Below are 14,761 nucleotides of genomic sequence, written 5' to 3'. Positions count from 1 at the left end.
CTTCTCCTCAGACTCGATCACACGTCTGTGGTCGCAGATCACGGGCGGTCTCTTCGCCCTGATGTTCGGCCTCTCCTCCGTCGGCCTGATGGTCGGCGGCGTTGGCGTGATGAATATCATGCTGGTCTCCGTCACCGAACGCACGCGCGAGATCGGCGTACGCAAGGCCATCGGAGCCACCAAGAAGACGATCCTCTCTCAGTTCACGCTGGAGGCGATCACGCTGTGCGCGGTCGGCGGCTTCATCGGCATCACCGTAGGTGGCATCCTCGCCAGCCTGCTTCACTTCATTGTCCCGGTCAGCATCTCGCCGATCTGGATCATCGTCGCCTTTATCGGCTCCTGCGGCATCGGCCTGGTCTTCGGGATTTACCCGGCGTGGAAAGCTGCGAATCTGAACCCCATTGACGCTCTGCGCTACGAGTAGCGCAGAGCAGTTGCTGGTTGCTAGTTCCTGGTTGCTAGTTCGGCCGAGCTGCATTAGTGACAGTCAAAACAACGCCCGTGGGCAGTGTTGCGCAAGAAGGAAAAACGGATCGCGCAAAGCGCGATTCATCCCACTCATGCTACGCATGAATGGGGCACCCAGCTTCGTGGCTGCCAGCGCGATCGCGACGCAACTAGGAACCAGCAACCAGCAACCAGCAACCAGCAACCAGCAACTCGTTTCTCTCCGGACCAATTACCCTAACCATAATGGCTCTCGGGATCGCGATCTTTTTCGCCCTGCTCACGCTGGCAGGTATTGCCTTTTCGCTTCTGGCCCTGTGGGGCACGCGTGACTTTGTCCGTTTCTGGCGGACGGCCAAGCGTCCGGAGTTTGCTCCCGGCGTCACGGTGATGAAGCCGCTCAAGGGCGTTGACCCGAAGCTGTATGCGGCCTTTGCCAGCCACTGCACCCAGCAATATGCTGGACCGGTGCAACTGCTCTTCGGTGTCTCTGACATGGGCGACCCCGCGGTTGCCGAGGTACACCGGCTGCAAGCCGAGTTCCCTGAGATGGATATCGTGCTGGTGCATTGTCCGTTGCGTCTGGGCACCAGCGGCAAGGTGAGCAACCTGGCGCAGATGCTGCCGCATGCACGCCACGAGTACATCGTCATCAACGATGCGGATATCGTCGTCTCGCCGCGCTACCTGGCTCGTGTTCTCTCGCCCTTCGATAACGTCCGCATCGGCATGGTGACCTGTGCCTATCGCGTCGTCACTGCTGCACGCGGCGCGACGCTATGGGCGAAGTTTGAAGCTCTGGGCGTCTCCTGCGACTTCATTCCCGGTCTGCTGACTGCACGCCGTTTGGAAAAGGGTATTCGCTTCGGGCTGGGCGCTACGCTGGCAACACGCAAGCGGATTATCGAAGAGATTGGAGGTCTGGAATCGATTGTGGAGTATCTCGCCGATGACTACGAACTCGGGCTTCGCATCAGCCAGGCCGGATATAAGGTCGTGCTCTCCGATGAGGTGGTCGACACCTCTGTACCGCAATACGACGCCTCAGGCTACTGGACACATCAGCTCCGCTGGTATCGCACCGTGCGTGATGCCCGTCCCGGCGGCTACTTCGGGTTGCCCACCACATATTGCGTTCCGTGGGCGGTGGCGACCGTCATCGCCAGCGGCTTCGATCTCTGGAGTTTTTCATTGCTCTCCATGGCTCTTCTGGCCCGTATGACTGTTTGCCTGACGATCGGTGTCGGAGTGCTGCGCGACGGCCAGGTGTTGCGTGACCTCTGGGTCATCCCCTTCAAGGACGTCGCCTGCCTTCTGCTTTGGCTCTTCGGACTGCTTGATGACACCATCGAGTGGCGCGGCGAACGGTTCAAGCTGGATAAGGGCAAATTGATTCGAGCAAATTGAATCATTCAATTATTCAATGATTGAATGATTCAGTTTTCATTGCGTAGTTCGCGATCAACAGCTTTCCGCCGCTCTCGATTACGACGACGTAGTCTTTCCCGAGGAATGCCGGGACCTTGCCACTCTCGGCCCATAGGAAGATTCGTTGCGGGCTCTTCCACTTCGCTTTCAGCGAAGCCTCGTCTTCGAAGATCTTTGGAGCATCGGTGAAGAACGAGCCGTACCAGAGGTTCGCGCTGTGTCCTTCGAAGATATGGATATCGTTCCTTTGGAGATAGAAGCCCAGCGTCGATCCGGCCTCGTACTCGCCGTGGATCACAATCAGATCGTTCGGTTGGACTTCGTCTTTGATGGCATCCGCCAACTGTTTGGAACTCAGTGCCGGAGCGAAGAAGCGGAGTCCCGTATGCGCCGCCAGCAGGAAGGTGAAAGCTAACGTCGCGATCCAGAGGTTTGAGTGATGCGGTTCGAACTGCCGCCGCTTCCACCATGCCATCGCGCTACCCACACCGAAGGCGATGGCGGTCAGACCCAAGGGGCCGGCGAACATTCCCATTGCCGCCGCGTTCAGGTCGAGGAAGTGCCCAAACGACAGGGCGTAGTCACCAGGATTCTGCTGCAGCAGGGATGCAATATCAGTGCCCGGAGCAGGCTGTTTTGCATTCAGCAGAAGCAGGCCGCAGGCCAGCATCACCACGACGCCGATGACGAACAAAGCCGTAGCGGCACGCTGCCCGGCAGCGACCAGTGGCTGGGGAACAGCAAAGCTCTCGGCCTCCGTTGCTTCATCGTGCATCCACCATCCGATCAGTAGCGCCAGAGCGGGCAGTACAGGGAGCACGTAGTACTCCTGCCGGGTGGAGAAGCTGAAGAAGAGCATCGGCACCGCCGCCCACACGGCAAGAAACAGCTTCGCCCGCCCGGCTTCTGTCCGTTCCCGCAGCCGAATCCGCTTCAGAGCCGGGAACAGAAACACCGACCAGGGCAACAGCCAGACCAGCACCAGCAGCCAGAAGAGCCAGAGGGGCACGGTGTCATAGTCGCGCGGCACGCGCAGGTTCATGTACCGCAGCACGTGCTCGTTCATGAAGTAGAACCAGGTCCACCCATGCACATTGCCCAGCGTAGGCTCCGGGACAAACCAGTGTCCGTTCAGACGGATAAGGCCGCCGGGATGCCCCTGGCTCGGGTTCGCCCGCGCGATCAGAACATGCCACGGCGCCGCCACAGCCAGAAAGACCAGCAGCGAGCTGATAGGCCGAAGCTGCCAAAGGCGGACCAGCCCCCCTTTCACTCCGCGCGTAAGCAGCAGATAGGCCCCGCCGATGAGGATGGGAAAGACCATGCCGATCAACCCTTTGGTCAGAACCCCCAGGGCGCAGCAGGCCGCGAAACCCCAGCACCAGACCACCGGCTGGGTGCGACGTTGCCCGCCCCATCCGTGCTCCGCGTCGGTGAAGTCGATCTTCTCCGTCTGCCAGAAACAGAACATCGCCAGCGTCAGCCACAGGCAGACCGCTACGTCAGGCAGCAGGATCCGGCTGAAGATGAAGATGCCGAAGCTCGAGAGCAGCACGATCGCCGCGTAGAACCCGGAGCGCTCGTGCCCAGCCAGCAACCGCCCAAATGCCCAGGCAGCCGCAGCTAAGCCCAGCACCATCAATGCCATAGGAACTCTGGCGGCGGCGGCATAGGCCCCGAACAGCTTTATCGAAGCCGCCATTGACCAGTACAGGATCGGCGCCTTTTCCAGGTACCGGATGCCGTTGGCGTACAGCGTCACCCAGTCGTGCCGCTGCACCATCTCGCGCGCTACCTCGGCGTGGACCGAGTCGGCATCGTCCAGCAAAGGTGGGGTAAATAGCGTAAAACTGCCATAAAAGACAGCCCAAAGGGCGAAGAGCCACAGCAGACGTCGGGTAGAGGGGGCGATCTCACGCATGGCTTCCCTTCAGTGTATGTGTGCCGCATTACTCTGCCTTTAGAGCAGTTCTCCTAATGATGTGGCGTTGGATAAATCAGTGAATGCCGTTTTCTTCGCAGGAAAACCGCGCAGACAGCCAGAACTTCACCCCAGCGAACGAGTTCGCTGGGGGCCCCGATACTCCGCTCTAGACTTTTAGGAGAACTACTCTACGGCCGGGATGGTGTAGCCTCAGGCTCGGATGAAGTTGCGCAATGACAGTCTTTTGGCCAATGTCGAAGGTCCCCCGACCGARCTGATCTTCGGTGACTGGTACCCGGCGCTCCGCAGCGATCTGCTGCGCAAGGGAAAGACCACGACCTCGCTGCTGCTGGGTGTTCCGCTGCTGCTGGGACGCAAAAACGACGGCCGCATCTTCGCCATGCGCGATCTCTGCCCCCACCGCGGCATTCCGCTTTCGGCCGGCTGGTTCGACGGCGAACACGTCCAGTGCAAGTACCACGGCTGGAAGTTCGAGCCCTGCGGCGGCCAGTGCGCCGAAATCCCGTCGCTGACGCAATTTGACACGCTGCAGCCCGGCAAGATCTTCGCCGGAGCCTATCCCTGCGTGGAGCAGGACGGCTACGCCTGGGTCTACGTCCCCAAACCGGGCGAAAACCGGGTGCCTGCCAGCCTGCCGCCTGTCCCGGAGCTGCCGAAGTTTGGCCCCCGGTTTACGACAGCGCATCTGCAGGCGGACCTGCCGTGCAATGTGGACCACGGCATCATCGGCCTGATGGACCCGGCGCATGGCCCCTTTGTGCACCGTGCCTGGTGGTGGCGTAGCGCCGCGAGCATTCACGAGAAGACCAAGCACTTTGAGCCGATTGCGGACGGCTTCCGGATGTCGCCGCACACGCCCTCGTCGAACTCGGCCCCCTACAAATTAATAGGAAAACCGGAAACGACAATCGATTTTTCCCTGCCGAACCGGCGATTTGAGACGGTGGTGGCCAGAAAGAACGGCGAGATCACCCACTGGTTCGCCTCGCTGACAACGGTTACGCCGGTTACCGCCTCCACCTGCCGGATCGATGTGATTGCGGCCTGGAGCATGCTGACCTGGTTGCCGATCGTGCGGCCCATCGCCATGTGGTTTGGCAAGCGTTTTGTCCGCCAGGACCAGGAAACGATGATGGAACAGGCGGAGGGTTTGCGTTTCCGGCCGGCTATGATGCTGATCGACGACGCCGACAAACCTGCGAAATGGTATTTCGCCCTGAAACAGCGGCGACCCTGCAACAACCGATTCGCTCCTGCCTGCCGAGCCTTCCTCTGGGAAGTGTGACAAGTAGTTGAGCCGGCCCCCAAGATGCTGCGGGCTGACTTGATGTCCTTGTCGGAAATTAGCAGGTCGCGTGAATCCTGGCCTCGGGAGTTTTCGTCCAATGGTTGAATCCCAAACTCGTCCAATGGCTGAACCCCAAAATCCTTTAACAGAGAGCAAAACCCTGAACACCGAACTGGAAACCCTCACCCCTGAAGAGACGACCGCCGTTGCGGCCGCCACCGAAACCACTCACACCACTGATGTAGCCGATGAGCACGATGTCGACTACGACATGGCGGACTTTGCTAGCGCGCTCGAGAGCTTCGACCGCGAGCAGGCAGCCGAAAAGGAAGCAGCCCAGTCGGCTATGTCCGACGACACCATCACGACAGGCACCGTGGTGAAGATCACCGACAAGCATGTCGTGATCGACATCGGCCTGAAGTCCGAGGGTCTGATTCCGCTGGATCAGGTTGTGGATCACACCGGCGCGCCGAAGTTCAATATCGGTGACACGGTGGACGTGGTTGTCGAGCGTGAGGAGTCCGAGGGCGGCTATTTAGTCAGCTACGAGAAGGCACAACGCCTGCGCGTATGGGACGAGCTCGAGAAGGCTGCCAATGAAAAGACCATCGTCACCGGCACCGTTCTCGGCCGTGTGAAGGGTGGCCTGACCGTCGACATCGGTATCAAGGCATTCCTGCCGGGTTCGCAGGTTGAGATCCGCCCCGTCCGTAACCTCGATGGTTATGTGGGCCATCCGATCGATGTCCGCGTCATCAAGCTGAACAAGAAGCGCGGCAATGTGGTCGTCTCCCGCAAGGAGATCCTGGAAGAGGAGCAGAACTCCAAGAAGTCTGCCACGCTGGAGACCCTGGAAGAGGGCGCAGTGCTGACCGGTGTTGTGAAGAACCTCACCGACTACGGCGCGTTCGTCGATCTCTCCGGCCTGGACGGCCTGCTGCACATTACTGACATGAGCTGGGGGCGCCTGACGCATCCGCGCGACCTGGTACAGGTTGGCGATGAGATCCAGGTCAAGGTTCTGAAGTTCGACAAAGATAAGCAGCGCGTTTCGCTCGGCTTCAAGCAGCTGACGCCTGATCCGTGGCTGGACGCCGTTGAGCGTTACCCGATTGGCGCCCAGGTTCGTGGCCGCGTTCTCTCGGTAACCGACTACGGCGCGTTTGTTGAGCTGGAGCAGGGCATCGAAGGTCTGGTGCACGTCAGCGAGATGAGCTGGTCCAAGCGCCTGAAGCACCCCTCCAAGCTGGTCAAGCCAGGTGACGAGGTCGACACCATTATCCTCGCAGTCAATCCGCAGGATCGTCGTATCTCGCTGGGCATGAAGCAGCTGCAGGAGAATCCGTGGGAGCAGCTGGACGATAAGTTCCCGGTGGGCTCCACCGTTGAGGGCCGCGTCCGCAACCTCACCGACTTCGGCGCCTTCATCGAGATCGAAGACGGCATCGATGGCCTGGTGCACGTCAGCAACCTGAGCTGGACCAAGCGCGTGAAGCACCCCTCGGAAGTTCTGAAGAAGGGTGAGAAGGTCAAGGCTGTTGTTCTCGGCGTCGAACCGGAGAACCGCCGCCTGTCGCTCGGCATCAAGCAGCTTGAGCCCGATGTCTGGGATACCTTCTTCGCGCAGCACCGCTCTGGTGATGTGGTGAAGGGTAAGGTTCTCCGCACCGCACAGTTCGGCGCCTTCGTTGAGATCGCCGAAGGTGTCGAGGGTCTGTGCCACGTATCCGAAATGGTCGACGATTTCGGCGCACCCGCACACCTCGAAATCGGTGACGAGCGCGAGTTCAAGATCGTGAAGATGAGCCCGGAAGAGAAGAAGGTTGGTCTGAGCCTGCGCGGTATCGGCGACGACGCCAGCCGTGCAGAGGTCGAGAGCTACAAGTCCAAGGCCTCCGCCTCTTCAAGCACTTCCAACTCTTCCAGCACCACGCTGGGCGATCTGATCAACTGGAAGCGTAGCGAGCGCGAGTAACTCATAGACACGCTCTCTGATAAATAGAACAGCCACCCTTCGGGGTGGCTGTTCTGTTTATGCTGGTAACGACACTCGTTGCCCCATTCTTCGCGGAGCGAAGGGTGGGGTATCGCGCTACGCGCGACCGTTTTAGACTTTTGCCATGCCAACAGGTTTGAAGCGTCATCACGATACCGGCTTTTCCCACTTCATCACCTGTAGCTGCTATCGACACATGCCGTTTCTCGGCAGAGCAGAGGAGCGAGACCAATGTCTACGCATCCTTCGCGAAACGGCCGAAAAATACCAGGCCCGGTTGCGCGGCTTTGTGATCATGCCGGAGCACATCCACCTTATCCTCGGTGAACCTGAAGCCGGATCGATTGCAACTGTCATGCAGGTGGTCAAGCAACGGTCGTCGAAGATGATTCGGAAAATCAGGCCAGACCTGTTCCCAACTCTTACCTCACGCGCTGGAGCGTCGGCCACAATCCCCGTCTGGGAGACGCGGTACTACGATTACTTGATCCCGAACCCCGACAAGTTTGATGAGAAGCTGGCTTATATCCATCTGAATCCGGTCAGACGGGACTTGGTCGATAAGCCAGGAAAGTGGGTTTGGAGCAGCTATCGGGAGTGGGAAGAGCTGTCCGCTCAGCCGATTCGTTATGTAGAAAGCGATGAAACTTCCGGAGGCACAAGATAAAAGCGGTCGCGCACAGCGCGATACCCCACCCTTCGCGATGAAACCGCGAAGAATGGGGCAACGAGTCTTGTGGCTTCAAAGACGCCCGGGGCAGAGATGCATTAAATCCGGGAGAGCTCTTCGAGGTAGGCCTTGAGGACTTCGCGATTCAGCGTGAGGAAGCCGCAGCGGCCTTCGCGACGGACCTCGATCAGACCTGCGGCTTCGAGCTCCTTGATATGGTGCGAGAGAGTAGGAAGGGTGATGTCCTGGGTCTCCTGCAGCTCACCACAGGTCATACAGGTCTCGCGGGCGGAGAGGTCTTTCAGCATCTGCACACGACGCGGCTCGGCCAGAGCGCGGCCAATCAGCGCGAACTCTTTGGGCGTGAGCGTGACCTTCCGGGATGTCATAAAGCGATTATTTCATCTCCCGCGAAGGCGGCTGAGTTGGCGACGATCACGTTTAGAAGGCCGGCCCTCGTGCTGGAACTCAAAGACAGGCATGGACTTGCGCGCTTCGGCGACAAGAGCGCGGGCGGCTTTGCTCTCCTCACTCTCCTGGTAAAGCGCCTGAGCGGCAGCGGCRGGTCCGCGCACTTCACTGAGAGCGAGGACGGTCACCTCGAACGTACCGCCATCGTTGGTGATGCGCAGCCGGTCACCTGGTCTTACCTCTCGTGCGGGCTTAGCGGCCTGCCCGTTGGACAGGATGCGACCAAGCTCACAGGCTTTGACCGCGAGAGAACGGGTCTTGAAGAAGCGCGCGGCCCAAAGCCATTTGTCGATGCGCACATGCGCCGGAACTGCCATAAGAAACATTCTCGCGCGCCGAAACGTCATTCCGCCAGAGCATTTTCCCTGTAGCTGTAGAGTAGGGATTCCGCATCTATGGGCGTTTTCCGCAATGAAAACGCCGCTGCACTTATCTTCCGGGATACCCAGCAACAGGGAAAATGCTCTAGTGATGACAAGCCAAACCTCCACACCCTATGCCATGATCGATTCTATGAAGCACGTTAAGCACGCCGCAGTTGCTGCAGTTTTTTGTCTCTCTGCTCCGGCCTTCTCGCAAGTCGTACCCAGCACGCAAAGCGTACCGAACTCGAAAACCGCATCGACTCCCGCCCAGCCGACGCGCCCGACCGTGAATGAGCAGGTGACGGTGACGGCCTCGCGGCAGGCCCTGTCACTGGATGCCGGCGCGTCCAGCGTGCGCGTGCTTTCGAATGAGGATCTGGATCGCACTCCGGGCTTCACGCTTGATGACCGCTTGAAACAAGTGGYGGGCTTTCAGCTCTTTCGCAGGACGTCGTCGTGGGTCGCCAACCCCACATCGCAGGGCATCTCGCTACGCGGCCTGGGATCGACCGCGGCCTCGCGCACGCTGGTGCTAAGCGACCAGGTGCCGTTGAACGATGCTTTCGGCGGCTGGGTGCACTGGAATGAGGTACCGCGGATGGCGCTGCAGCAGGTGGACTTAATGCGGGGTGGAGCCTCTGACTTGTATGGATCGTCTGCAATCGGCGGAGCCATCAATGTCACTCCTGAAGAGGCCGGACCTCTGCGCTACGGTGCGTCGATCGAGGGCGGTGGATTGAATACAACCGACGGTGATGGCCTGCTGACGCTGGCCAAGGGACCGTGGAGCGGTTTGGGAGCAGTCACACTCTTTCAGACTGACGGATATAAGTTGACGGCTCCGGCAGCGCGCGGCCCAGTCGATGTACCAGCCTTTGTCCATTGGCAGAGCGGACGTGCCGAGATGCGGCGCCGGTTCACGAATGAGCTCTCGGGATTTTTGCGCGGCAACCTGCTGAATGAGAACCGCGGCAACGGAACTCCGCTGACGACGAATGCAACCCGCCTCTGGCGCTACACCGCCGGCAGCGACTGGAACTCCGCTAATCATGGACGCGCCTTCCTGCGGCTTTATGGAGCGGAAGAGAACTACCGCCAGAGCTTCAGCACGGTGCTCGGCGGAACAGCACGCAGCTCAGAGCGTGTGGTGCGTACGCAGAGCGTTCCTTCAGAAGAGCGTGGCTATGCCGCGCAGTGGGCGCGTGGATTCGCCGGAGCACCCGTAACCATTGCCTTCGGTTCGGATCTGCGCGACATCCGCGCAACCAATATCGAGACGCCCTACAGCACCACCGGCGTGGCCCAGGCACAGATCAACACGCGGGCACGGCAGCGCGATAGCGGAGCTTACGCGCTTGGCGTGTGGCAGCCGCGGCACTGGACGCTGCAGCTCTCCGGACGGTATGACCGTTTCTCCATCATCGATCCGAGGCAGATCTCGACACCGGCAGTAACACTGACCGGACGTGGCGAGAATGTCTTCAGCCCGAGGCTGGGTGTGGTGCGCGATATCGGTCGCGGCGTCTCGCTGACAGGATCAGTCTTCCGCGCCTTCCGTGGAGCGACACTGAACGAGCTGTATCGCACCAGCACCGTGGGCACGACGACAACGCTGGCGAATCCGGACCTTCGGTCAGAGAAGGCAACGGGATTCGAGCTGGGTGGCAATGCGACGCTGGCGCATGATGTGCAGCTACGCGCCTCAGGCTTCTGGACGATGGTGAACCGGCCGATCACAACTGTGATTCAGACTCAGACCGCAACAGCCACCACCGACAAGCGCTTCAATGCAGGCCAGCTTCGCAGCCGCGGCATGATGCTGGAGGCGCGCGTGCATCCCATCCGCCCGCTGGTGATCACAGGAGCGTATCAACTCGCGGTTGCAACCGTGACACGCTTCGATCAGCAGCCGCAGCTTGTGAACAAATGGGCTCCACAGGTTCCACGCCACTCCTTTACGCTGACCACCACAGCAGAGAGCAAGCACATCGGACGGTTGAATGTGGTGACGTATGTCAGCGGACGCCAGTATGACGACACGCTGAACACTTTGAAGCTGGGAAGCTATGCGCGCTTTGATGTGCAAGCCGAGCGGGACTTCGCACGGCGCTTTACAGCTTCAGTCGCAGTTCAGAATCTGCTCGACCGGTCGATCGATGCTGGACGGACGGGCGTACTGACATTAGCTGCACCACAGACGGTGACGATGCGACTGGCGATTCATGGCGCAAAATAGTTGATTGGTTGAATTGTTGAATAGTTGAATAGTTGAATGGTTTTCTTGACTGAGTTGAGGTTTGTGGCTTCCTCCCCACCCTAATGTTGTGAATGAGGTGGGGCACCCGTGTCAGGGACGAGGTTTGAAAGCAGCTCCTTCGCTCTGCTCAGGATGACACCTGAGAATTGATGGGGGTGTTCGGAACCATTCAACCATTCAACGATTCAACCAACCAACTCGTGAAAGCGTTAGCTGTAAAGTGTCGCTTCGAACTCCTGCAGGACATCGTCGTTCCAGGCGTGGCTGGAGGTGCGCCAGGTGCTGGCCTGGTCTTCCATGAAGTTGGGGAAGTTGGCGCGGCAGTAGCCGCAACGCTTCTGGAAGTCGAAGATGGCGTGTGCGTATCCGTTTAGGTAGAGCAGTGCCTTCAGGCCGTCTGGTGACCAGACGATAGAGGCGAGGTGTTCGCGCTCAGCGTCGGGAATGTGCTTGACGTTGTAGATGAGCACAGCATCGAGGATGCGGTCGTCGGAGTCTCCGCGGCTTGTATCGATTGCGTAAAAATACGCGGTATCGCCCTCATCCTCAAAGATAACGGCCCACGGCACGGCCGGAGAGAGGGAAGAGAGATAGGCTTTGCCGGGCCGGAACGAGACGGAATCCATACACCTCACGATACACTCAAAGGGGACTCTGACCCGCGAGGTGCGCGGAAGAGCGCATCGCTGGCAATGACCCTTCCACGGATTCAGTTTGGCCGACCGCAGCAACTGGCTGCGCTGTTGCTCCTCGTCTTCTCGCTGCTTGGGCTGTACCGCATTGCCCATGCTCCGTTGACCGAGACCGACTATCGCTACGCCCATTGCGGACGCGAGATGTGGGAGCGTCCTTCCCCGCTGTTGGGGTACTTCACCTCCTGCGGCAACATGCAGGGTGATGGGACATTTGCGTACCGTGTTGCTGGCCTGCCGCTGACCATGCAGCGCTGGACACTGCTCGCCGCTGACCACTTCCGCAAGCCGGAGGACAAGCTTTACCCCGGTGACACGCTGAATGGCTCCACATGGGAGGCGCGGCACCAGTTGTCCTATGTGAACTGGTTGCTGCGGTTGCCTTTTCTCTGCTTTGGCGTATGGCTGGGCGGAGCTCTGTGGTGGGTGGCCCGGCGGCTCTTCGGCAATGAAGGCGGCTTCTTCGCGCTGGGGCTGTACAGTTTCTGTCCTGAAGTCCTGCGTATCTCAACCACGCCGAACAACGAGATCCTGGCGGCATGGGGCATCTTTGGTCTGATCTATACCGGCATTGGTGTGGCACATGCCATGCAGGGACCGCGTTATAAGTGGAAGCCGCGCATCCTGCTGCTGACCTTGGCGCTGGGACTTACCGCGACCGCGCATATTCTGGCCGCGGTGATCGGCTATATCGTCGCCTTCGTCCTGATGTTGTATCTCGCGGAACGCCGTCGCGGGCCGGTGATGCAGGCGATGATGCTGGCGGCTGTGGGCGCCATGGCGATTGTCTTTGCCTTCTTCTCGTTCCGCATAGGACCGTTCAGCTACGTCTTTACAGCAGGAGCGGCACGCTTCTGGTTTTCGCTGAACGGAGCAAGCCTCTTCTTCGCCAACTGGATGGAGAATGCGGCGATTGAGATCGCCCTGCTGGTATCTCTCTTCCTCTGGTTCACGGTACGGCGCTCACGCTACTTCGGCAATACGGTGCCGCTATTGGTGGCACTGTTGCTGCTGCCGATGACCTCGACGAGCGTGCGGTCGGCTCCGTGGATATGGGCGTTGCCTTTCCTGTTCGCCTTTGCCGGCGGCGTCTTTGCGGATGCGCTGGAGACGAAGCAGCGGAAGTTGTTCCTGGCACTGAGTGGGGCGCTATTGGTGGTGCAGTTGCTAGTGGCGGGAGTATGGTTGGTTAGTTGAATGGTTGAATAGTTGAATGGTTTCTTGCCTGGGGGTTACAGCTTGTGGCTTCCTTACCCACCCTAACTCCGTGAGGGTGGGGCACCCGGATATGGAGAAGTAAGAACGACCTTTCGCTGACGCTCAGGATGACACCCTAAATATCGGTGACACTCCAACCATTCAACTATTCAACAATTCCACCATTCAACCATCTAAAAAAATCCCCCGCTCCCAAGACGATGGGGGAACGGGGGCGAGAAGGGTCCAACAGGGGGAGCTTCTAAGCAACCTCTTCCAGCACTGCGGGAGAGCGGCTGACCGTCAGGTTGCCATATGCTGTGACCGGAACGCTGACGATACCTGAGCAGCACTCGCGGAAGATGGAGCTGACTTCGGAGCGGAAGAGGCCGCGTTCTATGGCGGAGTTCTGGCTGATCATGAGCAGTTCCGATCCGCTGCTCCGGATGAGCCTGGGCAGCACACGGCGGGCCTTTCCCTGACCGACGTGAATCTCCACGCGCTGTGCGCTGTCCAGGCTGGTGGCCACCTGGGTCAACCATTCTTCGGCGTACTCCTCGCCCAGCGGAGCCTGCGTACGCAGTGTGTGTGTCAATGAGCCTTCATTCACATCGGGCACGACGTGCAACAGATGCAGCGTCGATCCGGTCTGCGCGGCATATTTTGCAGCATGACGAACATGCGCAAGACCTTCCTCCGGGCTGCTGAGCCAGACGCCGAGGTGACGATCGCTGTTGGCCGCAAGCGCCGACCCGACCATCGTGCGCCCAAGAGTCCACACCGGAATAGGCAGCGTCTGAATCATGCGCGCGCGCAGGGAGCGGTGCCATGGGCGCGGAAGTCCGGTCTGGTCGCTGGGAGGTAAGACAAGTAGGGCATCGCGGTGTCTCTGGCAAAACTCCGAAATGCCCTCCGCCGGATCACCGCTCATCAACACACGCTGGCATTGAGGATAGTTATCGGCCTCGGCGAAAAACGATTGCAGCAACGCGTTGGCGTCGCGATAGAGGATGCGGTCAGCGTCGTAGACATGCAGCAGCGTGAGCTTGCACTGGAGCATATCCACCCAGCGGGCCACGGCAGGAATAACAGCATGGCAGGCATCTGAGAAGTTGGTGGCAAAGATGATGTGACGTGTGTGCTGCAGCATCTGTGTTGCTCCTTTTAGAAGACAAATCCATCCACGGGTTGAACGTCGCCAAGCTGTTTGCGCCGCTCGCGCGGAAGATGTTCGTCGCCCATCTCTTCGCGCAGGTTGAGCTCGATGGTGCGTGAGAGTGCGGTCATCGGCGTGTCGTGAATGGTGTTGTCGAACGGGTTGGAGATCTCGCGGCTCATAAGATCCGCGGCGATGAAGGTAAAGCTGATCAGTGTGCTGGCGATGGGCGTCATCAGGCCGAGGTCTTCAACCAGCGCCAGCGGCAGCAGCCAGCAGAAGGCATCGACAAGCACACGCGGAAGATAGTCGAACTGGCGCGGCAGCGGCGTGTTCTTGATGCGTTCGCAGGCGCCCTGAATATTGGCGAGCGTGGTGAAGTTCTCGTCAATCGCGGTCCAGCGGAAGCTGTCGATCATGCCCTCGTTGCGCGCCTGCTTCACCAGGCGGCCCATGCGGACCAGTAGCGCGGCAGGGACGTTTTTGTACTTCCGCATCTCCTCGGCGATCTCGTTGCCGAGGATGGACTGCAGCTCGGGAAAGGGCGTCTGTTTGCGCAGATGGCAGCGCAAGACATGAGGAAAGGCGATCTGGTGCAGCACAAGCTGATTGCGCAGCGGAATGCGGTCCTCAGGTTCGAGCTCATCGTCGAACATGGTGAGGAACTGCCGCGCCAGGGCGCGCGAAGTATTGACGAGCTGCCCCCAGAGGGAACGCGCCTCCCACCAGCGGCCATAGGCAGCGTTGGTGCGGAAGGCGAGAAAGATGGTCAGAGCCGAGGCCAGGGGAGCAACGGGCAAGCCGTTCAACGAGATCCAGTGATGTTTGAAGACGGTATAGATT

Annotated in this window: 13 protein-coding genes; 7 read left to right on the top strand and 6 right to left on the bottom strand. The window is 59.6% G+C overall.

Going from position 1 to position 14,761, the window contains the following annotated elements; translation table 11 throughout:
* A partial coding sequence (locus AB4043_RS04560) for an ABC transporter permease (RefSeq protein WP_442306571.1) occupies positions 1-427 on the top strand: 427 nt, incomplete at its 5' end.
* Positions 428-696: 269 nt separating this feature from the next.
* On the top strand, positions 697-1,857 hold the full coding sequence (gene hpnI / locus AB4043_RS04555) for a bacteriohopanetetrol glucosamine biosynthesis glycosyltransferase HpnI (protein ID WP_442303081.1): 1,161 nt from the start codon (positions 697-699) through the stop codon (positions 1,855-1,857).
* 13 nt (positions 1,858-1,870) lie between these two features.
* Here hpnI and AB4043_RS04550 read toward each other — a convergent pair whose 3' ends face one another.
* A complete protein-coding gene (locus AB4043_RS04550; protein ID WP_442303082.1) occupies positions 1,871-3,799 on the bottom strand; it encodes an ArnT family glycosyltransferase in 1,929 nt (642 codons plus the stop codon).
* 223 nt (positions 3,800-4,022) lie between these two features.
* Here AB4043_RS04550 and AB4043_RS04545 point away from each other — a divergent pair, with 223 nt between their 5' ends.
* The 3 genes from AB4043_RS04545 (at position 4,023) to AB4043_RS04535 (ending at position 7,777) form a co-directional block, all read left to right on the top strand.
* Positions 4,023-5,108, top strand: coding sequence for a Rieske 2Fe-2S domain-containing protein (locus AB4043_RS04545; RefSeq protein ID WP_442306570.1), 1,086 nt, complete (start codon positions 4,023-4,025; stop codon positions 5,106-5,108).
* 124 nt (positions 5,109-5,232) lie between these two features.
* Positions 5,233-7,089 (top strand): 30S ribosomal protein S1, encoded by a 1,857-nt coding sequence (locus tag AB4043_RS04540; RefSeq protein WP_442303084.1) that lies wholly within the window; start codon positions 5,233-5,235, stop codon positions 7,087-7,089.
* A 145-nt stretch (positions 7,090-7,234) separates the two neighbouring features.
* The gene (locus AB4043_RS04535; RefSeq protein ID WP_442303085.1) at positions 7,235-7,777 is read left to right on the top strand and encodes an REP-associated tyrosine transposase; all 543 of its coding nucleotides are present in this window, start codon (positions 7,235-7,237) and stop codon (positions 7,775-7,777) included.
* 101 nt (positions 7,778-7,878) lie between these two features.
* Here the strand turns inward: AB4043_RS04535 and AB4043_RS04530 are convergent, their stop codons facing one another.
* Both AB4043_RS04530 and AB4043_RS04525 read right to left on the bottom strand, forming a co-directional pair.
* Positions 7,879-8,169: an ArsR/SmtB family transcription factor gene (locus AB4043_RS04530; protein WP_263416681.1), complete on the bottom strand. Its 291-nt coding sequence runs from the start codon at positions 8,167-8,169 to the stop codon at positions 7,879-7,881.
* A 12-nt stretch (positions 8,170-8,181) separates the two neighbouring features.
* Positions 8,182-8,568: an RNA-binding S4 domain-containing protein gene (locus AB4043_RS04525; RefSeq protein ID WP_442303086.1), complete on the bottom strand. Its 387-nt coding sequence runs from the start codon at positions 8,566-8,568 to the stop codon at positions 8,182-8,184.
* A 196-nt stretch (positions 8,569-8,764) separates the two neighbouring features.
* On the opposite strand from AB4043_RS04525, the gene AB4043_RS04520 reads away from it, so the two are divergent.
* Positions 8,765-10,852, top strand: coding sequence for a TonB-dependent receptor (locus AB4043_RS04520; RefSeq protein ID WP_442306569.1), 2,088 nt, complete (start codon positions 8,765-8,767; stop codon positions 10,850-10,852).
* A 230-nt stretch (positions 10,853-11,082) separates the two neighbouring features.
* Here AB4043_RS04520 and AB4043_RS04515 read toward each other — a convergent pair whose 3' ends face one another.
* Positions 11,083-11,499 carry a DUF2251 domain-containing protein gene (locus tag AB4043_RS04515; protein ID WP_442303088.1) on the bottom strand — a complete coding sequence of 139 codons (417 nt, stop codon included), beginning with the start codon at positions 11,497-11,499 and terminating at the stop codon, positions 11,083-11,085.
* Positions 11,500-11,565: 66 nt separating this feature from the next.
* Here AB4043_RS04515 and AB4043_RS04510 point away from each other — a divergent pair, with 66 nt between their 5' ends.
* Complete coding sequence (locus AB4043_RS04510; protein WP_442303089.1) at positions 11,566-12,762, top strand: hypothetical protein; 1,197 nt, start codon at positions 11,566-11,568, stop codon at positions 12,760-12,762.
* Between the two features lie 262 nt (positions 12,763-13,024).
* Here AB4043_RS04510 and AB4043_RS04505 read toward each other — a convergent pair whose 3' ends face one another.
* Positions 13,025-13,912 carry a universal stress protein gene (locus AB4043_RS04505; RefSeq protein ID WP_442303090.1) on the bottom strand — a complete coding sequence of 296 codons (888 nt, stop codon included), beginning with the start codon at positions 13,910-13,912 and terminating at the stop codon, positions 13,025-13,027.
* A 14-nt stretch (positions 13,913-13,926) separates the two neighbouring features.
* A partial coding sequence (locus AB4043_RS04500; protein WP_442306568.1) for a bestrophin family protein occupies positions 13,927-14,761 on the bottom strand: 835 nt, incomplete at its 5' end.

Source organism: Terriglobus sp. YAF25 (assembly GCF_052113305.1).
Classification (GTDB): Bacteria; Acidobacteriota; Terriglobia; order Terriglobales; family Acidobacteriaceae; genus Terriglobus.
Note: the sequence above shows the minus strand (reverse complement) of the source record. Positions and strands in the feature narration are given on the sequence as shown.